Below are 26,692 nucleotides of genomic sequence, written 5' to 3'. Positions count from 1 at the left end.
TTTCAAAATGAAGGCGGCGCTGGCATTCTAGCTGTTGATCTTAGATTCTGTATCACACATAACATCAAGCAGTTTTGTTGTTTTTCTTTCCCTATCCCCTCTTCTTTCAATAAATCAGCTATACTTCGTTAGCACTTTTTCACTGGAATCCACAATTCACAGAACAAACCTATTTTTCCGTTTTCAAAATAGATTTCGTAGTCGGTATGATCAGATGCTTCATATCCCATCTGTGGTAAAAATTCTTTAAAAAATTGAATCCATGCTTCACTAATACAATCGCCATTTTCTCCAAAGCATTCAAATACCACATACTGTTGTTTTAAAGTAGTCCAAATGCGATATCCTTTCAGTTCCATTTCACTTTGATTAAATACTTTTGTTTCGTCATCAACAATGACTCCTATTCCATACTCAAATGTTGTTTTTCCTTCCTGGTTAGGTGAACAAAGTCCATATAAATCTTTTTTACCCTCTGGTCTCAATTGTCGCAATACCTCTACCAGGTTGGCCTTATGGCATTCATCCCAGAAATCTGGTATTTCATGATTTCCCTCTTCATTTATACTTTCGTTAGAAAATGCTCTCGCTAAACATATAAACCTCTGTTCCTCTTTAACTTCCATACGATAGTCCATACTTTTACCGCCTTCCATTGATATCTTAATTTTCAAGGGATTAAAGAGGCATAATTTAGTTCCTTGCTTTTTGGCATATTTGGGTGAAACTCCGTGAAAACGTGTAAATGCTTTCGTAAAGCTTTCTGGAGTATCATAGCCATACTTTAGAGCTGCATCTATCACTTTTACATCTGTTTCCATTAATTCCACACCTGCAAGTGACAATCTACGATTTCGAATATAAGCATTAGCTGTCATTCCGGCCATTATACTAAATGTTCGATGGAATTCGTAACTTGACATATAAATCATATCTGCTACATCTTCATAATTAATTTCATCCAGTAGATGATCTTCCATGTAGTTAATTGCCTGCTGAAGCATCTCTATCCATGCCATCTTTTATCCTCCCTTCGTTACATCATCATAATATCAAATCAAGCATTACGTTTCCTGTCCTATCTTGTGTATTTTTGACATATTCAACTTAGTATAAATCATAATAAAGAGTTCCAATTTAACTTAGCCTCTTGCATTTTTAAACAGGTGATACTTAAGAAAAATTAAGACCAGTGCGTCTGTTGCTATTATAGCAAAGAAGCACTGGTCCAGAACCCATGAATGGATAATTGATCCAACAGTTCTGCAAATATTGAATTAGCCCAGGCAAACCAGGTCCTGGTAAATTCTTCTGGATTCTCCGGATTAAAGGACTCATGCATATAATTAAGGCCGGCATGGGTAGCCGCTATCATTCTCAGACATTCCAGTATCTCAGCCCTGTCAGTGGAAGTTAAAGCCTGCATTGTTAATCCGATGTGCCAGATGAAGCCTTTTGGTATATGCTGGCTTCCAATGCCCCGGGCGTATGTACCGGAATAAAAGTAAAGATTATCCTCTGACAGGATAAATCTGCGGGTATTCTGATATATCTCATCCGAAGCATCTTTGTAACCCAGATAAGGAATAGCCAGAAGGCTGGGGGAATTTGCGTCATCCATCAGAATATGATGTCCCATACCGTCGGTTTCATAAGCATAGATATCACCGTACTTTTCGTGATGGACAATTTGTATCATCTTAATGTCCCGCACCGTTGGCGCTCTCATTAAACTCATTGGCATAAGGATCGATATACCTTTTTATATTCATCCTCCAGCTCCCCACCCCTTGACAAAAGGATATCCGGTGATTTTTCCAACATTTTCTGCATCTGTTCACGTCCTTTCCATTTATGCTCTTATTATACCAGAGTGGGCGATATATTGGCTAGAGCCAATATGTACGTTCCGGTGTTGAGATGTTTGTTCTGCAACAGAGAGCTGTCGGACATACTTTCTGCTGCAGGGCAGATTAGGATGTTCAGAAAATTTTACCGTTTCTCTATATCAATGACCCTTTGCGCCCAATCTTTATAAAATGCTTCTTCATGTGAAACCAGTAAAACAGTCCCCGAAAATTCCGATAAGGCTGTTTTTAAGGAGTCTTTTGCCTGAACGTCTAAATGATTTGTCGGTTCGTCCATAATCAGAAAATTGCATGGTGTTAATGTCAATAAACACATTTTCACTTTTGCCTGTTCTCCGCCGCTTAATGTCCCGATTGATTGCATGGCATGCTTACTCGAAATACCACATCTGGCTAATTTTTTTCTGACGTCTTTTATTACCAGATCCGGACAGGAATTTAAAACAATCTGAATGGGAGTTCTTGTATCATCAGGCCATGATAAATCCTGTTCAAAATATCCAAGAGTTACTTGGTCGGAGTATTTATATAAACCCTGTATGGACGGAATCTGCCCGACCAGAGTTTTTAAAAGCGTTGACTTTCCGATTCCGTTAAACCCGGTGATCACTACCTTTTGTCCGCCTTTTATGCTAAAATCAATATCAGACAACACAGGGGAATGGTAGCCAATTGTTAAATGTTTAACTGTTAAATGCTCTGTATTCGTCAAAGGTAATTCTGGAAAATAAAAATATGGCTTTATTTCCTTCTGCGCTAAAGCCTCCATTTTATCCATGCGATCAAGCTGCTTCTGACGGCCTCTTGCCATTTTTGATTTTCGTCCGGCTATATTTTTTCTTATAAATTCTTCTGTCTTTTTGATTTCCTTTTGTTGTGTAGAATATTGCCTGATATAATCTTCTCGCAGCAGAGTTTTCTTTTTCAAAAACTCTGAATAGGAACCATAATATTTTGTAATGGTATCATTATCTATATCACAAATTCGATTTGTTATTTTATCTAAAAAGGCAAAGTCATGTGACACTATCATAAAAGCATTTTCCAATCTGGATAAATATTCGGCAAGCCATGTAATGTGTTCTTTATCTAAAAAGTTTGTTGGTTCATCAAGCAAAAGAACATCAGGTTTTTCTAGAAGTAATTTTGCTAAAATCACCTTTGCGCGCTGGCCTCCGCTCATTTGCTCAATCGGACGGGTAAGACCAATAGCAAGCAATCCCAATCCGTTTGCCACTTGTTCGATATGTGTATCAATTGAATAAAAATCATTTCTTTCAAGTTCTTCCTGAAGTTTAGCTGCACGTTCCAGGTATCTCGTATCGCCGTCTGCTGCCATTTCATATAATGCCCCCATTTCATTTTCAATCTCGTAAAGTCTTGAAAAGGCTGACTTTAAAAATTCTTTCATAGTTAAGCTATGGTCTATTTCCGCATACTGGCCAAGATAACCAACAGAGATATTGGACTGCCAGCTCATTCGTCCGGCGTCCGGCATCACCTGCTCGGTGCAAATTTTAATCAAAGTGCTTTTTCCAGTTCCGTTCTGTCCAACGATACCAATATGTTCGCCTTTGTTGAGGGTCAATTCCGCATTTTTGTAAAGCAGATTATCTCCAAAAGAATGTGATAATCCGTTAATTTCTAGTAAGCTCATGTTAATCAAAGTCCTTTCATTTCTGTTATTAAACCAGCAACCATGTGTAAAAACGCAAAAAGGCAGAAGACAATACACATATGTGTATTTGCCTTCTGCCTCTCAGTTCTATACAAACCGATATTTTAAAAGCAAAAGGCTACGGACAAAACATTGTCCATAGCCTTTTATACGCTAAATTTACACACGGAAAGAAGCAATAGCATACTAACTTGTATTAGTATGAAAATTGCCCTGCTTTCCGATGAAATCTTAATGCGTCATCTATACGCTATACTCTGTACAATGTTTCACCGGCATGAATTGTACAGAGTTGAGTTTCTTAACAAGTTGATTGGTCAAATAGAAGTTCATAGTATTCTCTCCTTTACTGAAACGCAATCATTATATCACAGCATTTTGGTGCTGTCAATTCTTAGTCTGTAGCAGACATGAAAGTCAAGCGGACATTCGAAATCCGCGGCCTTACATGCTCACTACCATATCGCATTAGGTTTTTTCGTGAAAAAGATGAACAATCACATAAATTGTCCATCTTTCTGTCTTTTATTTTAATCCGTTTAATGATTAATTTCACCTGTTTATTTTACCTGATTTTCTTACGATGCTTATTTGCTATCACTAGTAATTCCTTCTCATTTACATAACGTGTTAAACATCCAATCCCTTCTACACATAATCCGCCGGTAATGTTGCCAAACAGTATGGCATCTTTAATATCATAGTTATGATATAAACCATAAATAAAACCGCTTAAAAATGCATCTCCTGCTCCTGTAGCATCAACCGCTTTAATATTCTCTAACGGCGGAATGATATGTGTCGTATCACCTTCTACAAGCATACAACCGTTCTTGTCAAGCTTGATAATTACCTGATCAAAATATTCTTTTAGTTTATCCGCAGCCTCCTGCAAATTATTTGTTTTCGTAATCTCTAACGCTTCTTTCTGATTAGGCGTAAAATAATCTGCTAGCTTAAGATACTCTGAATATTTTTCTAAAGACATCCCGTCTTCCCAGCCCACATCAAAAACAAGTATTGTTCCATCCTCTTTCAAACGCTTATAAACTTCTAAATACCCCAGCTGCATATCTGCTATTTTTGCACCTTTTAGTTTATCGTATATCTTATCCTGATCTTCTTCATTCAGTGTAAAATGATTACGATAAGAAATAAAGGTACGGTCCCTTTGTGTTGTGACTATGGAGGTTATGGCCAGGGGCATACCGTCTCCATTATAAATATTATGATACGATGTATTATAGTGTTTTAACTGGGATTTTGCATAATTGGAGAACATATCATCTCCTAAGAAAGTGCATAGTTCAGTAGGAATCCCAAGGCGTGCTAGGTTAATCATAGTTGCCGGAATTCCCCCACCTAACTGAATATCAAATTCCTTGGAATATATTTCTTCCCCTTCATTGGGAATTCTGTCAATTCCTGAATAAAGGATATCCACATTAATCATTCCGACTCCTGATACGTGCTCCATCCTACTTCCACTCCTTAATATATTCTGTATTGATACTTAGGTATTGTTCCATTAAGGCCTTAGCCAGGGAATAAGAATTCACAAGCGGATGCAGCATGAGACAATCCACTGCTTCTTTTCTATCCCGGTTCCGAATGGCGGAAGAAGCCAGTCTTTCATAAGACTTTACTCTTCTTATCAGTTCCATTTGAAGTTCACCGGGTTCTTCAATCTTGTGAGGAATATAACCATCTCTGGTAATGGTACAGCTGACTTCAACCACATCTGTATCCTTTAATCCTTCAATAGCCCCATTGTTGGGAACGCAAAGAATCATATCTTTTGACTCCCCAGATAATTCTGCTTCAATATATTTTAAAGCGACCCCAGCATAGCCACCATTATCTTTCTCATTAATATCAAACTTAAAAGGAGGTTTATGGCTTTTAATCCCCGTTTCATTAGCCATATAAGCGCTTTCTCTTCTGTCATACCATTGCTCATATACTTTTAAACAATGATCAAAGTCACCTTCTATATCCATCTTAGATAATTCTTCTGTCATATGTAGATTAATGTCTTTAATCACTTCACCTCGTGTTACGTTTGCTGTAAGAATATTGGATATGGCTACCTCACGATAATAAAAGTAATACAAATATTCATTTAAGATACAGCCCAGATGCAAAGCTAATTCTTTATCAAAAAACCGCATATCAGTAAACTCATAAACACGGTCATCTGCCAGCAAATCTGCCATAATCTCTTTCCCGTTTAATTGAATGCTCTTAAAGAAGGAAAGATGATTAAGTCCATAACATTCTCCTGTTATTTCATCCTGGCTGACACCATACAGTTTAGCAAAGGAATGCAGCAAACCGCTGGGTGCATCACAGATCCCATAAGTAAAATCAAATCCCATATCTCTTAACGTCTGGGAAACTACTCCCGCAGGATTGGTAAAATTAAATACTTTCACTTCTTTTTTTGCATGTTCTTTTATTAGCTCACAGTATTGTACCAAAGCAGGAACGGAACGCATTGCAAATGAGAAACCTGCCGCACCTGTTGTCTCCTGCCCTAACAAATCATAGGAAAGAGCGATTCTTTCATCTTTAACTCTCATGTCATCTTCTCCGACACGTATGGTAGTAATGACATAATCGGCATCCGTTACTGCTTCGACAGGATCGGTTGTGAGAGCAAATGTAAGAGAAGAATCAATTCTTTTTGCAACTTCTCTTGCCATTTTTCCATAAATATTTAATTTTTTCTCATTATTATCCATGAATACCAGATCAGTGATTCCTAATCTTTTCGCATTTTGGGACAGGCTCTTTGCAAGAAACATTGAGCGTACCCCTCCCCCACCTATTACTGTAATCTTCATTCTTATTCTCCTATCCTTTTTATTAATAATCAGACTCACTCATACGGAACAATTTATTAATAGCAAAAACAGCAAAGATACCTAAGATAATTAATAAAACTCCCATCATATTTGCATATCCATAATTATTATCTGTCAAAGAGGTTTTATATAGATATAGAGGCAGATTAAGGGTAGTATCGCCAGGTCCTCCGTTGGTAGTAAGATAAATTAATTCAAATTCTCTTAGCATACTGGTTGCCGATATAATTACACAAGTTCCAAGAATTGTACGTACCAATGGCAGCCTTATTTTAAAATCAATCTGTAAACCGGAGGCCCCGTCTATTTTCGCCGCCTCCATTACTTCATCAGGAACGGACATGACACCTGCCAGAACTAGTATCATAACCAGACCTGCATACAACAACCAGCTCCAGGTCACGGTAAGAAAAGCTGAGTTTTGATCAAAGTACCAATTTTTAGAAAACTCATTACCGGTTAGTGTACTGATCATGGAATTAAGCAGTCCATATTTGGGGTTAAATACATTTAAAAAGATAACGCCTAAGGCAGCTGCTGATATAACATTGGGTATCATGAATATCGTTCGAAAGATCTTCCAGCCTTTTATTTTACGGGATAGTATAAATGCGGTAATGGTACCTATTCCTACGTGGACAGTTGATTGAAGCAGAGCCCATATTCCGGTATTTTTTAATGCCTGATGCATTCTTGTATCATTTATAAAGGCCTCAATGTAATTACGAAGACCAACAAAATGAAAAACTCCGCCAGATTTCCACTCAAAGAATGAGGTTACAAATACAATTCCCATGGGTATTAGATAAATTAAGGAAAATAGCAGGATACAAGGTAATAAGAAACATACCATCATTCTTTTTTTTACACGCAATCTCTTTCACCTCTATTCTTCTCTCCCCTGCCGGTAAAGGCAGAGGAAAGAATTGATATTGTCAATTAATTTTTCTCTGCTGCTTTGGTTAATGCGGTTGCAAATTCTTCCGGAGTTATTTGTCCTTGGGCAAGCAGTGGATATTGAATGCTTATCTCATCAACTACGTTGGCATACCATAAGCTTTGAAAATCATTAATATTTCTAGCTGCCTGGTTACCGTTTTCTACAACATCATTTACAAGCGGATAAATGGTATCGGAAGTCACATGAATATCAGCCGGAATTTCTCCTGTCATTTCCAGCATTTTTTGTTGGCTTTCCGCAGATGTCATAAATTTAGCAAATTTAAGAGAAGCATTTAATTGATCTTCTGATTTAGATGCAATATTAAAACCAATTTTTCCGCTGTTATACATAACATTTCCCGGAAACATAGCTGTTCCTATCTTGTCCGCAAAACCTTCTTCTACCATGGAAGTATCATAGAAATCACTGACCATCCAAGGACCATTTGCTATCATTGCTGTCTGTTCCATAAAGAAGTTACTGGCTCCATTCTCATATTTTCCGCCAATTGCATCCTGAGTCGTATATTTCTGGAACAATGTTTGAATCATTCCGGCTGCATCTATGAATTCCTGAGTATTATAGTTTTTAGGAAGTGACGTATTCATAAACTTTTCACCTTCGTCATTAGAAGCAACCATGGCACCTAACAATAATGAAGTCAGCCAGCCTGAATCTGCAGTATCCATTGATACTGGAGCAATACCTGCTGCCAATAATTTGTCACACTGATCAAAGAATTCATCCCAGGTTTTTGCCGGTTCTTTGATTCCCGCTTTTTCAAAAAGCTCTTTGTTATAGAAATATCCAATCACCTGTCTGGAATACGGAATTCCATAAATATGTCCGTCTCTTGAATTTACATCCCAGCATACTTCACTGGTAGAGTTTTTCCATTGATCGTCCACATAAGGCGTTAAATCAACCAGCTGATCTTTCATGGAATCAATGAGGTTGTAACCTCCTGTACTAATAACATCCGGTAAGGATTTGGAGGAGTATAGAACTTTTAATTTATCCACATAAGCCTGATCACCGGCAATCTCTTCTACTACAACTTTATATTTATCCGAATATTGTTCATTAAATGCGCTTAAACGATCATTAAACCACTCTGTACTTGAACTTACACCAACCCAGGAGGTGGGAAAATTAATTTCAATTATCTTACCAGCCTCGCTGCCGCCATCCGTTACCTGTGTATTGCCGGTATCAGATTTGCTTCCGGTTTCATTGTTTTTTGCCCCACACCCTTGCAACATACCGATAACCATAACCCCTATTAATAGTACCCCTACAACTTTCCCAAGATCTTTTTTCATCATAAATCCCCTTTCTTTGATACATTATATTTGAGACACCATTGTGCCAAAGCCCCGTTAACCAGCCTAACCTTTAATTGATCCGGCTACCATACTATCTGTTACTTGTTCCTGCAGGAGTGTATAAATTAATATACTTGGAATGATCACCATGGCTAATGCTGCAAACATCGCCGTGTAATTAAATGAGAACTGAGATGTAAAATAATTGAGTGCTAATGGCAATGTTCTTGCCAATGTACTTTTTGTTAAGATCAATGCGAACATGAATTCATTCCATGAAGTTAAGAATTGGAGTATTGCTGCAGTTGCAAGCCCCGATTTAGCAATAGGAAATACAATTAAAAAGTAAGTTTTCGCAAAACCCGCTCCGTCTAAATAAGCGGCTTCTTCCAATTCTACCGGTATACTCTGAAAATAACTCTTTATAATAAACAGCGAGGAGGGAAGCCCTAATGCTGCGTATACAATGATCAGTCCTGTTTTCGTATCATACAGACCAATCTTTGTCATAATGATATAAATTGGCATTAATAAAGAGGAAGTAGGTATTAATAACGAGGAGGAAAGTAATAATGTTAAAAATGTTTTCCCTTTAAACCGACATCTTGCCAAAATATATGCTGCCATTGATACTACAAGTATATTTAGAATTGTACTAACCATGGAAATCAATAAACTGTTATTGTAAAATTTAAAGATAGGAGCCAGTTTAAGTGCTGCATTATAACCTGCCAGACTAAAATTTGAAGGTAATGCGAATGCAGATGATAAAATTTCTTTGTTCGTCTTAAAGGAAGACATGATAATCCATAATAATGGTCCAATTGAGATGAACACAAAGAATATCAGATAAATCTGTCTTAATAACTCAGAAACGAATGCCCCTATTCTTTTACTTTTCATATATGTTTACTCCCTTATTCACCGTGCAAGTGTCACGCTTTACAATCTTATATGGCAGTGTGATCTCTACTTTATCATTTACATTGTCTAAATCCTGAAAAGCCTCTAAGGTTTTCGTAACAAATTCTTTGATTGGCTGATGTATCGTAGTTAACCTTGGTATGAATCTGCTTGCCATGGCAATATCATCAAATCCCAAAACCGATACATCTTCCGGTACCTTAAGCCCAAAATCATGCAACGCAGATATTCCTCCCATTGCCATCTCATCACTAAAGGCAAAAATAGCGGTAAAGTCTGTTTTCTTGTCCAAGAATTGTTTTGTTAACCGGTAACCAGTTTCATAAGTAACAGTTCCGCATCCTAACATTTCATTTTCATTTAAATCAACTCCAATCTCATCAAGCGCCCGCTTACAGCCAGTAAACCGCTGAAAAGAAGATCCGATATTTTTTAAAAAGTCTGATAGAATTATTATCTTTTCATGCCCCAGGCTAATTAAATATTTAGTTCCTTCATAGGCGGCTGCAATATCATTGATATGAACCATTTCTGACCTGCTGTCAAGAGACCCTCCGGCAAACATTACCGTTTTAATTTTCTTGGATGCGATGTAGTTAATAATATCCAGGTCTATGAATTCATCAAAATATATCACGCCTACAATGTTCATTTCCTTAAAGAATATCTTATAATGTTCACTGTCCGGTATGGTTGGTATAAATACAATTCTGTAGTTATATTTTGGAATTTCTTCAATCAATTCTTTTAACACTTCACCGTAAAAGCCCAGTTGCAAGTTAGGTACCAAAACAGCTATGACACCATTATCTTTGCACTTTTTAAATCTTGGTGTATACCCTAACTCTTTGGAAGCATGCTCAATCTTTCTGGCCGTATCTTTACTCACAACACCACTGCCAGAAAAATATCTTGAAACAGTAGCTGGAGAAACACCTGCAATTTTTGCAATATCTCTAACTGTCAATGGCATTACTTTCACCTCTTTCAATTTGTTTCAGAAACAATAATTATATATAATTACTATATTTTTCATTTTCAAACCAATAATTATATCATAATTAACAATTTGATCATAAAGTAATAAAATATTTTTGTCAATATAGTCATAAGTTTTACATTTGTTTCATGATTGTTTCATTTGTTTCATGGGTTTTCTGCTATCGCTTCTGTAGCCATGCTTATGGAAGGCCGTATAAAGATTTCTTAAAAGATAGTTCTATTGATAGCCGCCCCTGCGAGAAATAGGAATCAATAAAGAAAAGGCACCAATCATTTCTGATTGATGCTCTTTAAAGTGTTCCGATTTTTAATTTTATTTTCCTATTTAAGAAGGACATCTTTCTTACTAAGAATTGCTGCTACAGCAGCACAAGCCGGACAATCACAATATTTCTCTCCGGCAGATTTTATTTCAATTGCATGTGCCTCAATATTCTTCGCAGTTTCTTCACCAAAAACCTGGATTCCAGCCTCAGATCCTGCAAAACCGATTAAACTGTCAACAGGCAAGATATCTGCCTCAAGTTCATCAATATACTTTTTGGTTTCTGCGGCTTCCCTATCAGTTCCAATAGAATCCAACCAGGTCTGAGCCGCTGCTTTTGCCTCATTGCTACATGATGGTGCACTCATCAATTCGTGAGTTTTCTCAACAGCATAATCTAATACTTCTTTATCCATAATTGATATTCCTTCTTTCTTCTGGGATTTTTCTATATTTTACCATAATTATTTTGCCTTTGCAATTTAAATATTTATCCCTGCTCTCCTGCTCTTTCACGGCAAGCTGTATTATGTTTTTATACTGACGGAGCCGTTTCGTTTATAAAGGAGTAATGATTTGTTACATGATTTATCATAGATTATTCAGCTTCATTTTATTGAGCATTCTTATTGTTTAATGCTCTTTATCGATATGCAGAATTGTATTTAAAAGTACATTCGCACCTTTTAAACAGTTTTCTACCGGAGTATATTCGATCTCACAATGGCTATGCCCTCCTGCACTTGGCACGAATATCATGGTAGTAGGAACCAGATCTATAGCAAACTGTGCATCATGACCTGGGCCGCTGTATATTCTACGATGGGAATAGCCCCATTCCTCTGCACTTTTTTCCACATAATCAACCAGTTCAGCAGTAAAGCTCACGGTCTCACGTGACCATGCTTCCTCATAACTCACATCGCATTGCTCCACAATGCTTGGGATCTTATTAATGACTGCAAGTACCTGTTTGATCACTTCCGGATCCTGATGTCTCGCATCCAGGGTAAATTTTACTTCATCCGGTATTATGGTGTGAATGTTCGGATGGGCAGAAATCTTTCCCGTGGTATAAACCAATTTGCTATCTAACTGGTCCAGTTCATCATGGAGATATTGAATGGTTTTAACCGCCGCATAAAGTGCATCCTTACGGTATTTCATAGGTGTTGTTCCTGCGTGACCTGCCTGTCCGGTAAATGTAAATTCGTAATTGATCATTCCGCAGACGCCTTCTACTACTCCAATATCTATTCCTTCTGCTTCGAGCACCGGGCCCTGTTCAATGTGAAGTTCCACCAAAGCCTTTGTTTTAGATGGATCCAGCCGGTTCTCTTCCTTTCCTTTAAATCCACTTTTCTCCAAAGCTTCTCTGAAGGTATATCCAGGAATGTCTTTTGCCTGTGAAGCAAGCATAATTTCCTTGTTAAACTTTCCACAAACAACACCGGAAGACATCATTGCCGGTTCAAATCTGGCGCCTTCTTCGTTTGTCCATACTATAACCGTAATCGGATGTCTGTGATGTATTTTATCATTAACTATGGTTTCTGCCACTTCCATTGCGGTTAAGACACCCAGAATTCCATCATAATTCCCGCCCTGGCGTACAGAATCCATATGGGAACCTGAGACAATGGCAGGTAAATCTTCTGTACCGGCAATGGTTGCATATATATTTGCCATATCATCTGTTGCCATGGAAGCACCGATTGCCTCCATGCGCTTTACGAATTCTTTTCTTGCGGCTAAGGCTTCATCTGATAAGGAAAATCTGGTAATTCCACCCTTTCCAGTATCTCCAAACCTGCTGAAAGTTTTAATCTTATCTTCCATTCTTTCATAATTGCACTGAATCATGTTACTTACCTTCCTACTTCATTTTTTATAAATATTATCATAACATAAGGTTGTTTATATTACAAATTTTGGATTGAAGGACAATCTATATTCGGAGGAATTTCAAAAAAATAATGGATGCTGCAAAACAAACATCAGTTAGCAAAGCAGCATCCATCAACTTTATTATCTTTTACAAAAGATTAACAGCCTGACACTTATTGATTCCATACTCCATTGCTGTCAACCATCCAGCCATCTGGAGTCACACCATTCATGTATAACGATCCACGCGGGCGTGAGTACCCTTCTGGCTTTTTATATTCCCATTTCTCCTGATTCAGTGCCCAGCCGGATGAACCCTCTGCTTGTGTGGTCAAATAATACCATTTCCCATCTATGCAATTCCAGCCTTCTGCCATGGTTCCGGATGAATCCAGATAATACCAGGAGCCGTCCATCTGATCAAAGACCCAGCCGGTATGCATAGCTCCATCTGAGCTCAGCCAATACCATTTTCCATCGGCTAAAAGCCAGCCTGTCGCCATATTGCCCTTATCATTGAAATAGTACCACTTTCCGTTCACCATCTTCCAGACAGAGCTAGCTGGTCTTGATTCATAGTTTCTATCTTTGTCCTGGCTTCCCTCTCCGTCCAGATTGGTTTTCCGGAATTCACCTGTAATATAGGTATTCTGCAAGAGCAGGAACTCATATTTTCCGTTTTTGTCCAGCGACACTGTCTTTCCGTTAACAGACAGACGTTTTAAACGATATCCAATATCAGGAACTGTCTTAACAATTACCTTTGTTCCTTTTTTTCCTTCGGTGAGATTGGCAGTGATGCTGCCGCCTTCCAGATTGTCATCAATGGACACCTGAAAGTGTTCTTCTCCTCCTGTGGTACTGTCAATTATTAAGGTCACTGTTCCGTTATCCGTTATCACAAATGAAATTTTATCTGTTTTGTGATCCCAATATACGGGCAATTGTCTGGTTTCTCCACCTGACCCCTTAAATGTCGCAGCAATGGAACGATTGCTCTTTTCCTGTTCAGGAATGTCCATCCATACTTTCACCGGAGCATTTAATGATATGGGCTTTCTATTTCCATACTTATCCTCCAACTGAAGCTGAAGCCCAAAGGATTTTCGGAATTCTTCTTCTGTTTCGGATACATTGCCGTCTGTGACCGACAGAACTGCAGTACGGATTTCCTGATCATCTTCCTCATCTTCAAAGATCCGGAAAGCGGATGAGGGAGATGCCTTGCTTGCATTGGAGGCAGTCGCTCTTACCGCACTGGAGGGAGTTGCACTGCTTCCTGTAATTTTAATGGGTATGCTTAACGCAGCCCCTGCAATTTGTATACCAGTCATTTCTGTTTCAGTGGAATCCACTCTGCTGTCTATCATACAGTCTTTTGCAGCCATGGCAGCCTTATACAGTTCTTCTAATGTGATCAATTGATCCATTAAATACGTTGCCAATTCTTCATTTGAAACGGCAGTTAAGGCATTGACTGCTGACCTGATAGATTTTTGTACCTTGTAATCGCTGTAATCATCGTTGCTTATGGCCTCTTTTACCGCATCTTCAATAAGAGACTGGACTTTTTGAATGTTTTTCGGTAATTCTGGTCCAACTTTTCCGCCTAAGGATACAAAGGCCTGAAGCTTTATCCCATTTTCAAGTTCAGCAGTCACGTTTAACCGGCTGCTCTCTTCAAAATCATCAATATCAAGACCGCCTTCTTCATCGATTCCGGTACCTGATTCCAGAGGCTTATCTCCTGTGACTTTCCAGGTAACATTCCCTGCATCATTGGTGTAATCATTGACTGCAAAGGATATACTCTGCCCAGGAGAAAGGGTAACGGCTTGCGGAGAAAGGGAAGCCGCCAGCTGCATTGTTGCATAAGAATTGGAACCGTTGGTTCCTTTTGCCTGAATGGTAAGTTTTGCACCGTATTCTGTCAGTTCTGCCTTAACATTCTCGTCTGATGAAAGAATATCTGTCACAGGTTTATTTATTTCGATTACAATAGTACCTGTATTTTTCATCGTTGGATCAGAGGCAGAGACAGTCAGATTTCCATTGTCGTCTTCTTTTGCCATGAAAGAAGCAGCACCTTTAACGGAGAAGTCTCCAATTTTTGCAGCAGTATCTGTCCATATATTGGCTCCAAGTATATTTTCGGATCTGTCGTAAACAGCTTGTATCTGTGAAGTGTTTGACAGGACCGTTATTTGTGGTTCCCTGGAATACTGTTCTGTTTCTTCAGCAGTCTTTCCTGGCAGAAGAACATACTCATATGTGGCATTTTCAGGATTTTTCCCATGGTCAAACCACATTTCCAGATAGTTCTCTTCCGCTTTTCCATTTGATGTTCCGACCATTGACCAGTCTCCGGCATTCCTTGCTTTCCTTACCGATATTGTTTGAGAACCGACAGGGAAATAGTAACCGATATCGCTTCCGGCTGTATTACCTTTTAAATGGGCCCATGAAACATCAGAAAGCGTTGTTCCTGACACATCCACTTTTCCTTCTACAATATCTTTTAAAGATGCGGACTCTGTCATAAGATCTTTTGGCTCTCCGTTGATGATCAGAGGATTGTCACCATCCTGTCTCAGACGCCTGTTTTCAATAATGCTTTCCACCGGATATTCTTCTCCGGAATTAGATATGCCGGCTCCAAGACATACGATCTGTTCCCCGAGCATAAACCAGGATTTCTTAGCGGACAGATTAGGGGAATATGTCACGGAAGGAGAACCTTCTCCCTCTTTGACACGGACTTCTCCGGTTAACGACATTCCGTTTATTCCGTCATTCTCTATGCTGCTGCCTCCGACCCAGGATTCCCTTGAGCGGAAATCACCGCCTTGGGCAAAGCCTGAGCTGTCCGGCTGACCGTTGCCGATATTCTTGGAAACCAGGGTAGTTCCCGCCAACCGGAGGGGATTAACAGTGTTCCAGAAATTTTCCGTATACTGCATCGTATCCTGATTGTATAAGTAGGTCATGCCGCTTCCCTGATGCCAGCCAAAACGGTTTTCATGATTCATGATTTCCGTATTCTGAATACGTTCTGAATACATGGACAGAGCCATCAGGAACTTATCTGTACGGTGAATCGCCCGGTCCATGAGAGGCAGATTTTTATGTATCGGAGCAATGGAGGTGGTGATAGAATCATCTCCCTGAATTTCCAGGGCTTTTTCCTTTATCGATATATACTCTGCTCCGCTTAAGGTTTTAATAAATCCGGGATCAATCTCCATCCAGGCTTTTAATGAACTTTTTAATTCTTCCTGTACTTCAGGGGATACGGAATCCATTAGCTGGATCATTAGAACCATAGCTTCTCTTCCTGCACCACGGTTACTGCCAGCAGGTCTTGATACAGAACGTCCTTTCAGAGAATCCAGCATCATACCATCGTACATCCCATTCAAAAAACCTTCTTTCAAATAGAATTCCAGGTTTTCCTGCACTTCTCTTGGATATTCCCAAGGTGTTCCGGCAAATAGAGGCGGCATTCCTGCCCCGCCTTTCAGAAACTCTATTCCGTAGGACCCTAAATATGGCACATGGGAATGGTCAAGATAAGAACCATCTGCATAGAAACCGCTGGTATAACCCTGATCCGCAATTTTGGTGCTGTCTTTTAAGCTCTGGATTATAAAAGTCTCTGAAGAAGCTTTTTGAGCCATATAAACAAGCTCATTATCTTCTCTGATAATTCCCAGTCCTAAGGCGGTCCTGGAACAGTCAATGATATTGGCTCCCTGGGCCGTCCGGTATCCCTGAGCATGGGTGCTTCCGGTTCCAATGATGCCTTCATGATAAGGATCCGGCTGAAAGAAATATAGCCCCTCGGTATAAAGGTTGATTTCTTCCTCCGTCAGCTGGTCATATATAAGGACCAGTATAGGAATAAGATCTTTGGGAACGCCGATTTCCCACGTCCACCAGTTATCTGTCTGGGTCTTTGGTGAGTAACACTGGGAACACAGATAGTTCATGATCTGTTTTATGTCCTTTATCAGCTCATCATTTTGGTAATAGGGGTTTCCCTTTGCTGCATATGCCTTTGCCATTGCCAGCACCTTTTTAAAAGCCGGACGAAACTCTACCGCATCATTCTCATAGAGAATCTCCGGGTTACCCTCAGCTCCTTCATCCTTTAGCCAGGGGATTCCGGCACAGGAATCCTGTCCTTTATAGGCATACGCTTCCCATGCAGATTTTGCCTGCGCCTGAATGTCGTCAAGGATCACTCTGCCTCCATCAAGTTCAGTCAGATCATTACCGATGAGAGAATCTTTCCACCGTTTACGGATTGTCTCGTAATCTTCCGGTTCTGTCTGTGGTAGATTTGCAGGATCTTCATATAGGACTGTTACGTTCCACTTTTTTTGTTTTCCGTTTTCATCAGTGGCCAGTACTGTGGCAATTCCTTTTTCATTTGCCATCAGCAGTGCGTCTTCACCGGAAAGCTTTTTAACAGAAGCGATGTGGCTTCCATCAGCATCTCCGGCTTTTCTGGTTCCATCTGTTTCTCCTTCCAGCAATTCTCTCTTAATCTTACTACTTCCCGCATTGCGCACATAACTCCCGTCGGGCTTTGGTATTTTAACTTCCCAACGAATGCTGCCGGATAATTCAGCCGGTTTTTCAATCCGTCCGTCTTCTCCTCTTACCAAAACAATCTCATCTCCTGTTATTGCTTCAGCTGCCTTTCCTTCAATCTTCAGAACCACTGGCTCAGGACCCATTTCGGAAGCATCGAATTTAAGAAAAATGTTAGATCCAAAAGAGGAATCTGCCAATGCCTTTTGGTTCGAATTTGTTAGTATGCCTTTTCCCCTGGTTTCCAGTGTTACCTCCAGATAACCAACGGTTTGATTCTCGGGCTTTGCTATATTCAGCGTTATATTACCATTAGAAGGATCTTTTTTTATGGTAAGTGACATGCTCTCATTCATTGTCAATGGCACTATCTGATTATCCAGTCTGATGCTGTCGGAAGACCACTTGTTTACAGATACAATCCCTTCTGCGTTGCTGGAAGCAGCCTGTATCTGCGGAGTATTTATCAGAAGCCTTGCATCGGTTTTGTAGAGGCTTGAATTTGAATAATCAGCGGTTGTTTTCCCTGAGACCATGGTATACTGGTAGGTTTCTCCGGGAGCTATAAAAAACTCGGCTAACTGAGCCGTATCAGACTCTTTCGTGTTCAGCCGATAGTATACGTTTGAAGTAGACAGGAACGATCCGGTCTCCCCGTCTCCAAACACATAGGACCATTGCAGTTCATTATTGTTCAAGTCAGATGCGCTGAGCCAGTTTCTCTGGGTATGGACCCCTTTCGTTGGTGTATTAACGAGGGAACTCCACTGGTTTGTGCTTGCTGCCAGTACATTTCGGTATCCGTTGTTGGGATTTGTTAATGCCAGCTTTGTATCTTTTGTAACCGGAATATTATCTACAACGGTTATGAGCTGCCCGCTGCTTCCTGTTTGCGCCATAAGGCCTGCTCCGGCACAAAGGATTTCGCCGCCGAATAAAAACCATGATTTAACGCCATGAACCTCATTCCCCAGCTTTACTCCTTGTACACCGTAAGTTTCCGAGAGTGACTTCATTGACAGCTCTGTTGTGATTTCAGCCCCTCGAAATTGGTTCCCCCCTTCCCAGAACATGGTTGTTCCAGGTATTAATTCTTCATTCATGGTGTTCCATGCCAAAGTCGTATCATTGCTTTTTGATAGTGACAGACTTCCCCCTCCCACTGTAGGATTAATGGACGCTGCATAATGCCGTGTGTTTAATAATTCTGATCCGGTTATTACCGGTAACGTCTGTCCGGCAGATGGAACTGTCATGATCATCTGTATTGCCAGACACATGCTTGTCACCCGCTTCCACTTGTTCCTAATCTTTTGCTTCACACAAAATTCCTCCTTTTTTATTAAAATAATTATATTAGTGATCTTGAACCTGTTAATAAGTGATCCTGCCTATCCCATAAAAACAGTCAGAGATATAATATAAAAATTTATTTAATTATATGGAATTTTTTTGCTATAATAAATGAACTATTTTAAAAATAATTGTAATATTTTCATGTTTTTAATAATTATAAATTTAATTTTATAATATTTTTGTAAAAGATGTATTATTTGTAGAAAATGTAAAAGCTTAATCTAATGTTGAAGTGTACTGAAGATAAAAGCTATTTTAATGAATCATAATCAGCTCCATCTATTCATGAAAATATGTTACATATGAGTTGTATTAATCCCAATACTTTTTTATTCTTCTCAATTTTTATTCATCTGGCTTCAGCCTACATGTCTTGGTCTTTACATTTTTTATTTGTGAATATTCACTAAAGCAGTTTTTTTCTATACTGTTGACTAAGTAACAACTTTACTGATATAATTAAGTTGTTACTATAACATGAAATTGATTTAACCAATTTAATCTGACATTATATTCCTTCATCATATCTTAACTAGTAACGTTTCATTTTCCAACAAGCAAACACCATTCCCGGTTTTTCGTTGCCAAAATCTCCATAGGAAGTTTGTTTTTTACGGAGAAAATAATATATAAGGAGAAATTATATGGGAAAAAGCAAAAAACAACAGGTATCAATTGAAAGAGCAGAAGAATTAAAGGGGCGAATCGAAGATTTTTTAGAGGCACGCAAGAGAATTCCAAAAGGAATGGATTTAGAGGAAGAATTCATGAAAAGGAAAACCAGAATATTAGAGGTACTGGATGCTACAGAAGAAAATTGGAATGATTATCAATGGCAGTTAACTCATAGGGTAACGGATGTTGAAACTTTAAGTAAAATCATTTCCTTAAGTGAAACAGAAAAAATGCGCATTAAAAAAGTCGAGAAAAAATTCAGATGGGCGGTTTCTCCCTATTATTTAAGTCTGGCAGATCCAGATGACAGATATGATCCTATTCGGTTATTATCGATTCCAACCTATAAAGAATTGGATGACTCCTGCATGGATCTTGATCCTATGGGAGAAGAATTTACAAATCCGGCAGGCTGCATTACAAGACGATATCCAGACCGGTTAATTATGAATGTGACCAATGAATGCGCCATGTACTGCAGGCACTGTCAGAGAAGAAGAAATATTGGGGAGGAAGACGTTCACCGGTCCCGCAGCATGATCCTGGAGTCCATTGATTATATAAGAGAAAATGAAGAAATCAGGGATGTGCTGATCACCGGCGGGGATGCCCTGTGCCTTTCTGATGAGTACCTTGAGTGGATAATAAAGCAGTTGAAAGAGATCCCTCATGTTGATTATATCCGCCTGGGAACCAGATGCCTGGTAACCATGCCTCAAAGGATTACAGATCAATTATGCTCCATGCTGAAAAAATATCATCCGATCTACATAAACACTCATTTTAATCATCCCATAGAAGTTACAAAAGAGTCAAAAGCGGCATGTGAAAAACTGGCAGATTCCGGGATCGTTCTGGGAAATCAGGCCGTACTGTTAAATGGAATTAACAATGATAAGTACATCATGAGGGTGCTCAACCATGAGCTGCTCAAATGCAGGGTAAGACCATATTACATCTTTCATGCAAAGCATGTCCGGGGAACCGCTCATTTTAATACATCCATTGAAGACGGCATAGAGATCATGGAATATTTACGAGGCTACACTTCTGGTATGGCAATTCCTACATTTATAGTTAACGCACCCAAGGGATTGGGAAAGACTCCTATCTTTCCTAATTACATTGTATCCCGGGGACCAGGCTATGTTCAATTGAGAACCTGGGAAGGAAGTATCGTTAAATACGAAGACCATGAAACAAAGGATATCCGGGATTATATTGAATCCTGAGTGAGCTGATATCATATGTCGGAACCGGAATAATAAAGAAAAGCATAGATTGAATACCAGACAAGATGATGACTTTGTTAGTTTCTTGTTTGGCATTTCAATCTATGCTTTTTATAATTTTAATATGAAGAGGTATACTTAACAACAACTATTTGTCTTATTGGGGCTCACCATTGTAATTTCTTTTATAAGCTTTTTCACATGTTCTGTCCCGGACTCACTGATTGAATAATGCATCCATTTCCCATCCTTACGCCCTGCCACTATCCCGGAATCACAAAGAATTTTCATATGGTGGGACAAGGTTGACTGGGTAATATCCAGCTTTTCCAGCAATTCGCAGGCGCACTTTTCTCCGTCCTGTAGTAACTCTAATATTGCAAGTCTTTGTTCATCACAGAACGCTTTGAATATTTTAGCAGTTTTCTCGTGTTTATCCATAATCACTCCACACATTCATATATATCAATATGATGCCATTATATACTCCTGCTTAAATTTGTCAATATTTTTTATTTGGTTATTATCAAACAGTTGTATTTAATCTTCTATTTATTATCATTTTGTTTAGCATCACAATTTCTTATGGAAGGTATGGCAAGACATAAAAATGAGGCAAATAAGACAAGTGCTCCTGCAATTAGGAACCACTTCTCCACCCCATATCTTTCTGCAAAAACTCCGGAAGCAGAAAGCCCTATTGGGCCGCTTATTAACCGGATACTGCTTGATAATGATATTACCCGCCCTAAATATTTCGCTTCAAAGTTACTTTGCAGCAATGGTGTATACATTCCCCAATAAAATGGGCCGGATATTCCCATTAACCAGGAGCATACAGCAAATAATATAAAACTGTCACGCGGCAAGAATCCAGATACAAACAAACTAAAACTCATTAACAGAAAAGAACCGATTATGGTATAAATTCTATTTTTAGTTCCTCCCCATCGGCCCAATATCAAAGATCCAATCAGCAGGCCAATGGAAAATACAATTTCAACAACACTTGCATTTGTGCTGGTACCATGAAAATATGACATACTCATCAGAGGAAACAGTGCACTGGTCGGCATCATTGCCAGGGTATAAAGAGTACCTATTAAAACCAGGCCCAGCATTCCTTTTTTGGTACGAAGTATTTTAAATCCTTCTTTTGCCTCTTTTAAAATATGTATCTTTCCTATTTTTTCATTATGATTTAATTCCGGGATTACTGATATCACAAGCATGAATACTGCAATTAACGCTCCAATGACATCAAGAAAGATGATGCTGCTTAAGCTCCATGACTGATAGAGAACAGCCGCTAACGCAGGGCTGAATAATTGAGAAACAGATTCCAGAGCCTGTGAATATCCGGAGCATCGTGTTAGTTGATCTTCCGGTACAATCTGAGGCGTCACAGCCTGTAGGCAAGGTGTATGAAAGGCAGATCCTATGGATCGAATCAGCAAAACCAATAAAATCAGCTCCGTGGATAAAACGCCCATCTGTCCAGCAATAACCATGATAAAGCTGGCCGCAGCAATGAATAAATCTGAAACTGCCATAATCATCTTTCTGTTATAGCGGTCAATGAACACACCTATGAAAGGACCTAAGATTCCTTGCGGCAGAAATCCCATCATCATTGCAGCAGATAAAACCAAAGCGGAACCGGTTTTATCTGTCAAATGCCATACAATCGCAAACTGTAGGACAGAACTTGAAAATTGAGAAAATGCCTGGCCTGCCCATATGGTATAAAAGTTTCGTTTCCAATTTGTTATAGATACGTTCATAATATTCCCCCAAATTTAGTAGCTAAGAAAACATTATAAGTTTCATATCGATAAATGTCAATATATTAAACGGTAATATGCTATAAATAAATTTTTGACCCCATAATGCTATAAGAAGTCATTATAGATTTTGCAAAATTGTGTCCAGGTATTTTCAAAGCTATATTCTTATACTATAATTGGAATACAGGCTAAATTGGACATAAATAATACATAATTTATAAATACACGTTTTTAGGTTAGAAAGGTAAACGGTATTGTGATGATTGTAATTCTCCATTCTTTGGAAACCTATGTGTTGAACCCAAAATTAATGTCTGCAAAAACAAAGATCCCCGTATTTTTAGTATTTATTATTCTAATGGTGAGCGAACATTATATTGGAGTCTGGGGTCTGCTTTTTGGCATTCCGCTGTTCATGTTTTTCCTGGATATTTTGGATATTAAGGTAGGGTCAAATAGTCGGTAGAAAGTATGAACGATATAAGAGATTCAACAAAATAAGAGATCAAGGCCGCCGATAAGTCCGGTTGGCCTTGATCTCCTTTTTCGTTACGAATCCATATCCATAAAAACCTTAGAAGCCGTTGCACCCTTTTGCCCCTGATATTTTCCGTTGTATGGATTTAAGGCATGATCATCTAATTGTGCAAAAACAAGCTGTCCGACACGTCGGCCTGAACATAGCTCGATCGCACATCTGTTTGCGTTAAAAAGCTCTAACGTGATTTCGCCTTTAAATCCCGGATCCACCCAGCCTGCATTTTGAATGAACAGCCCCAGTCTTCCCAAGGAACTGCGGCCCTCCACAAAGGCCGTCAGATCATCTGGCAAAGAGAAATATTCCATGGTGGTAGCAAGTACAAACTGTCCGGGCAGAAGCAGATACCGATCCGTTTCAATGGTCTTATACCGTATCTCATCATTTAAGGAAATAATCCCATTGCTTGTATCCTCCACGACACAAAACGTATTCCCAAGTCTGATGTCTACGCTTGCAGGCTGTATCTGGTGCTTTTCCATAGGTGATATCGTCAGCGTTTTATCCTCCAGCATCCGAAGAATTGTTTTATCAGATAAAATCATAAAATAATTTCCTTTCTCCTTATACTCCAGGACCGATCTCTCCGCCAGATCCCGGACCTTCCCGTACTCCCGGATTTTCTTCGGTTTCTTTTTCCGGTTTTGTTTCCTTTTCCGGATTCTTTTCCTTTTCCGTATCTTTCTCCGGTTTCTTCTCTTCCTTTGTTTCCTTTATATTTGCTCCAGGTCCAACCAGGCTTCCGTCATCGTTGGTGGGAACTTCCGTCCTCTCCTGCTCGGTTGTTTCCGGAATCACTTCTTTCGTACTTTCTGCCGTGGTCTCTATCACACGTTCCTCAGTGGCAGCTTCCGTTTGTGCAGGAGCGGTATCTTTTGATGACGATTGATTCTTTTTCTTGCCTCCTGAACTTCCGCCGGTCGGAGCATTCTTACCAGGATCTTTCATGCCGCTTTCCTGGGCGATCTTATCGCTGATCTTTTTCACCGCAGATGATGGAGAATAATCAGCCTGATTATAAAGAAACTGGTGGAGCTGGACGACGTTACTCTCCAATGTGGTAGGGATAACACAATCCATTCTGCCGATCTTCATGGTAGTGCGTGAAAATGGGAAACCGTTTGTTTCACCTATGTGATATTTGCTGATTCCTTTGGCTAAGGACAGAACATCATTCATGCCAATGCTGGTAGAGACCTGAGGAAATACAGTAGAAACCAAAGTGCTTAATGTACCAAAATCAGCATTTTTTGCTTTCTCCATTGCAAGGCTTATTACTTTACGCTGGCGCTCTGTCCGGTTAAAATCCGTATCCATGAGACGTAATCTGGAATAGGCCACAGCTTGTACACCATCTAAATGGTTCATCCCTGCTTTCTTCAATTGATAAGAGCCGATTCCTGTGGAATTAACAGTTTCCGTAATAAAACCATTGATATAGGCGAATTCTGAATCTGTAATTTCCAAATCGATTCCGCCTAGAATGTTAATGGCATCAGCAACAGCTTTCCAGTTAAAGGTAGCATAATCATCAATGTTAAGATCCAGATTCTCATTTAGTGCATCCACTGCCTGTTTATGGCCGCCTTTAAAATAGGCCTCATTAATTTTGTGATAGGTTCCTTTGCTGTCAATCTTTAAATATGTATCCCTGAAAACCGATACCAGTTTTATTTCACCGGTAGCCTTATCGATGTTGCAGATCATCTCCACATCGGACAGAGCTCCCTTTTCGAGCTTTCCATCCCGGGAATCAACACCAAAAACGGCAATGGTCCAATAACCTTTCTGATGGGTGCGCTGTTTGAACAAAAAAAACACACCAAACAGTACCAGCGCCAAAATTACAAGCTCCACTAATATGACTCGCTGCTTGTGCTTTCGCTTCCGTTTTTTATTCGCTTTATGTTTGGTGCCGTTTTGCGGACCATTATATCGTACACGCGGATTTCTTCCGTCACCTGTACTGTAATAGGTTCTATCTCCTCTTACCGTCTGCGGCTGGCGCTTTTTTTCTGTCGGAGGAGTTTTATCTGCGCTCCTCGTCCTTTTACTGCCCTCCCGGCTTTTTCGGTCCCGCATACGGTCTAATTCATCCTCATAATCCATGATCGAATAATCAATCCTTTCCAATATTTTCTTTGGCAGATCCCATCTATTCTATCAGAAATATGCCTAAGATATCTTGCTTTTCTCTTAATTTTATCAGTCAATCAGCTATTTATTGTAACACAAAATATTTACCTTGACCACTATTAAAAGTAATGATATTTTCCTGTATTGAACTACGGCCAATGGCCGTAACGCAGCCAGGTTTATTTGTACCTGTAATCCGGGGACTAAAAGAAAGAGAAAAAGAATTGATATATTTAAGATTGGTAAAAGAATCAATAATTTGCGGCTGCTTCTGAAAGGATCAAAGAGTCTATGGCGACAGCAACCCCATCTTCATCATTATTTCTGGTTATTAGGCGTGCGCTGCGTTTAATCACTTCCGATGCATTGCCCATGGCTATGGTATATCCCAGAGGAAGTCTAAGCATGGAAAGGTCGTTTTCACTGTCTCCAATGGCAAGTATTTCCCTGGGGTGGATGTTGGTGCCTGCCGCATATTCCATCAGGACAGATCCCTTTTGTGCACCTATGTGAGTCAGCTCCAGATTGGTGGGTGCCGATGAAGCAACTGAGATTCCTTCTTCATTTTCCAGAGCACAGCGGATCTGCATTAAGACCTCCGGGGTTTCATGGACAACAGACATTTTATATATCTCCCATGAAGATCCAAGCAGAACTTCTTCTGATGTAAAATGAAACCGCTTTGCAATGGTCTCATAGGTATGCTCATCGGAAACCATGGGGAGAAAAATTTTATCCTCAAAGCTTTTCCGGAATTCTTCCATGGTGGAGGTGGTGTAACTTCCCTCTTCTGTCATAAAATCATAAAGAACTGAAAAAGGGCGGCAAATATTAAGAATGCGGCTTACCTGGTCTTTTAACAGCGGTTGCTTTCTCAGCTGTCTTCCATAACTGTCAAAAACGGCGGCACCGTTCATACAGATAATATCACAGGAAATTCCAGCTTCCTTTAAGGGGCTGTAGGCATCAGCAAAGTTTCTGCCAGTACAGACAACAAAACCGATGTTTTTTCGCTTAAGAGCCTCAATGGCGGCAATATTTAAGGAGGAAACCTTTCCATATCGGTTTAAAAGAGTTCCATCCATGTCAGATGCTACTAATCGTATCATGTAATCTTCCTTTCTTATTTACAATTTCTTTTGCAATATCAGGGTAATTGGTTATGATTGCATCAATTTCCTGTCTGCAAGGTATTCCATCATGTCTTTATCGTTCACGGTCCAGACATGAATCGGAAGCTTCTTCTTCCTTGCTTCCTTAATCAGCTTTTTAGACCGGAGGTGATTGAGTGACGGATGAAGTGCATCCGCCCCTATTAATTTTGCGTATCCGGCAACGTTAATGAAACCATCTGAGAAAAGAAGTCCGGTTAATGCTTCCTTCTCAATTCCTTTGTAGCGGAAAACTCCTGTCTTCAGCTCAATATTAACAGTGAGATCAAAAGGCTTTACAAGCTCTAACACTTCAATGAGTTCAGGAATGACTGAGGTGCCAAATTCCGGCTGGATTTTGCTGCAGCATGCCAGTTCAAATGCCTCCAGTGTGTTTTCCGGCGCATAAGCGGAAGCGCCTCTGTGAGCCCAAACTTTTGTTCTCATCTGTCAATATCCTTT

General features: G+C 39.5%; 20 protein-coding genes. 2 read left to right on the top strand and 18 right to left on the bottom strand.

Going from position 1 to position 26,692, the window contains the following annotated elements:
- Positions 1-128: 128 nt before the first annotated feature.
- From H171_RS08115 to H171_RS08060, 12 genes are all read right to left on the bottom strand, one after another.
- The gene (locus H171_RS08115; RefSeq protein ID WP_100304677.1) at positions 129-1,019 is read right to left on the bottom strand and encodes an AraC family transcriptional regulator; all 891 of its coding nucleotides are present in this window, start codon (positions 1,017-1,019) and stop codon (positions 129-131) included.
- 188 nt (positions 1,020-1,207) lie between these two features.
- Positions 1,208-1,699, bottom strand: coding sequence for a glycoside hydrolase family 125 protein (locus H171_RS08110; RefSeq protein WP_242976913.1), 492 nt, complete (start codon positions 1,697-1,699; stop codon positions 1,208-1,210).
- A 293-nt stretch (positions 1,700-1,992) separates the two neighbouring features.
- Positions 1,993-3,525 (bottom strand): ABC-F family ATP-binding cassette domain-containing protein, encoded by a 1,533-nt coding sequence (locus H171_RS08105; RefSeq protein ID WP_100304675.1) that lies wholly within the window; start codon positions 3,523-3,525, stop codon positions 1,993-1,995.
- Between the two features lie 586 nt (positions 3,526-4,111).
- Positions 4,112-4,999 (bottom strand): carbohydrate kinase family protein, encoded by an 888-nt coding sequence (locus H171_RS08100; protein ID WP_242976912.1) that lies wholly within the window; start codon positions 4,997-4,999, stop codon positions 4,112-4,114.
- 25 nt (positions 5,000-5,024) lie between these two features.
- A complete protein-coding gene (locus H171_RS08095) occupies positions 5,025-6,392 on the bottom strand; it encodes a family 4 glycosyl hydrolase (RefSeq protein ID WP_100304673.1) in 1,368 nt (455 codons plus the stop codon).
- Positions 6,393-6,414: 22 nt separating this feature from the next.
- A complete protein-coding gene (locus tag H171_RS08090; protein ID WP_242976911.1) occupies positions 6,415-7,287 on the bottom strand; it encodes a carbohydrate ABC transporter permease in 873 nt (290 codons plus the stop codon).
- A gap of 65 nt (positions 7,288-7,352) precedes the next feature.
- On the bottom strand, positions 7,353-8,681 hold the full coding sequence (locus tag H171_RS08085; RefSeq protein ID WP_100304672.1) for an ABC transporter substrate-binding protein: 1,329 nt from the start codon (positions 8,679-8,681) through the stop codon (positions 7,353-7,355).
- A gap of 63 nt (positions 8,682-8,744) precedes the next feature.
- Positions 8,745-9,584 carry a carbohydrate ABC transporter permease gene (locus tag H171_RS08080; RefSeq protein ID WP_100304671.1) on the bottom strand — a complete coding sequence of 280 codons (840 nt, stop codon included), beginning with the start codon at positions 9,582-9,584 and terminating at the stop codon, positions 8,745-8,747.
- Positions 9,574-10,578, bottom strand: a complete 1,005-nt coding sequence (locus tag H171_RS08075) for a LacI family DNA-binding transcriptional regulator (RefSeq protein WP_242976910.1) — start codon at positions 10,576-10,578, stop codon at positions 9,574-9,576. Before H171_RS08075 ends, H171_RS08080 begins: the two co-directional genes overlap by 11 nt.
- A gap of 350 nt (positions 10,579-10,928) precedes the next feature.
- Positions 10,929-11,288 (bottom strand): molecular chaperone Hsp90, encoded by a 360-nt coding sequence (locus H171_RS08070; protein ID WP_100304670.1) that lies wholly within the window; start codon positions 11,286-11,288, stop codon positions 10,929-10,931.
- 217 nt (positions 11,289-11,505) lie between these two features.
- Positions 11,506-12,735, bottom strand: coding sequence for a Zn-dependent hydrolase (locus H171_RS08065; RefSeq protein ID WP_100304669.1), 1,230 nt, complete (start codon positions 12,733-12,735; stop codon positions 11,506-11,508).
- Between the two features lie 197 nt (positions 12,736-12,932).
- The gene (locus tag H171_RS08060; protein WP_100304668.1) at positions 12,933-18,677 is read right to left on the bottom strand and encodes a polysaccharide lyase family 8 super-sandwich domain-containing protein; all 5,745 of its coding nucleotides are present in this window, start codon (positions 18,675-18,677) and stop codon (positions 12,933-12,935) included.
- 678 nt (positions 18,678-19,355) lie between these two features.
- Here H171_RS08060 and eam point away from each other — a divergent pair.
- Positions 19,356-20,618, top strand: coding sequence for a glutamate 2,3-aminomutase (gene eam, locus H171_RS08055; RefSeq protein WP_100304667.1), 1,263 nt, complete (start codon positions 19,356-19,358; stop codon positions 20,616-20,618).
- Between the two features lie 138 nt (positions 20,619-20,756).
- Here the strand turns inward: eam and H171_RS08050 are convergent, their stop codons facing one another.
- Positions 20,757-21,059, bottom strand: a complete 303-nt coding sequence (locus tag H171_RS08050) for an ArsR/SmtB family transcription factor (protein ID WP_100307468.1) — start codon at positions 21,057-21,059, stop codon at positions 20,757-20,759.
- 107 nt (positions 21,060-21,166) lie between these two features.
- On the bottom strand, positions 21,167-22,402 hold the full coding sequence (locus H171_RS08045; RefSeq protein ID WP_100304666.1) for an MFS transporter: 1,236 nt from the start codon (positions 22,400-22,402) through the stop codon (positions 21,167-21,169).
- A gap of 262 nt (positions 22,403-22,664) precedes the next feature.
- Here H171_RS08045 and H171_RS24990 point away from each other — a divergent pair, with 262 nt between their 5' ends.
- Positions 22,665-22,871 (top strand): AI-2E family transporter, encoded by a 207-nt coding sequence (locus H171_RS24990; protein WP_100304665.1) that lies wholly within the window; start codon positions 22,665-22,667, stop codon positions 22,869-22,871.
- An 83-nt stretch (positions 22,872-22,954) separates the two neighbouring features.
- Here H171_RS24990 and dcd read toward each other — a convergent pair whose 3' ends face one another.
- The 4 genes from dcd to H171_RS08020 all read right to left on the bottom strand — a co-directional run bounded on the left by dcd (position 22,955) and on the right by H171_RS08020 (position 26,677).
- Positions 22,955-23,488, bottom strand: coding sequence for a dCTP deaminase (dcd, locus tag H171_RS08035; protein ID WP_100304664.1), 534 nt, complete (start codon positions 23,486-23,488; stop codon positions 22,955-22,957).
- A gap of 19 nt (positions 23,489-23,507) precedes the next feature.
- Positions 23,508-25,052, bottom strand: a complete 1,545-nt coding sequence (locus H171_RS08030; RefSeq protein ID WP_100304663.1) for an LCP family protein — start codon at positions 25,050-25,052, stop codon at positions 23,508-23,510.
- 278 nt (positions 25,053-25,330) lie between these two features.
- The gene (locus tag H171_RS08025; RefSeq protein ID WP_100304662.1) at positions 25,331-26,188 is read right to left on the bottom strand and encodes a Cof-type HAD-IIB family hydrolase; all 858 of its coding nucleotides are present in this window, start codon (positions 26,186-26,188) and stop codon (positions 25,331-25,333) included.
- Between the two features lie 51 nt (positions 26,189-26,239).
- Complete coding sequence (locus H171_RS08020; RefSeq protein ID WP_330404199.1) at positions 26,240-26,677, bottom strand: glycerophosphodiester phosphodiesterase family protein; 438 nt, start codon at positions 26,675-26,677, stop codon at positions 26,240-26,242.
- Between the last annotated feature and the right edge of the window lie 15 nt (positions 26,678-26,692).

The organism is [Clostridium] celerecrescens 18A (assembly GCF_002797975.1).
Classification (GTDB): domain Bacteria; phylum Bacillota; class Clostridia; order Lachnospirales; family Lachnospiraceae; genus Lacrimispora; species Lacrimispora celerecrescens.
Note: the sequence above shows the minus strand (reverse complement) of the source record. Positions and strands in the feature narration are given on the sequence as shown.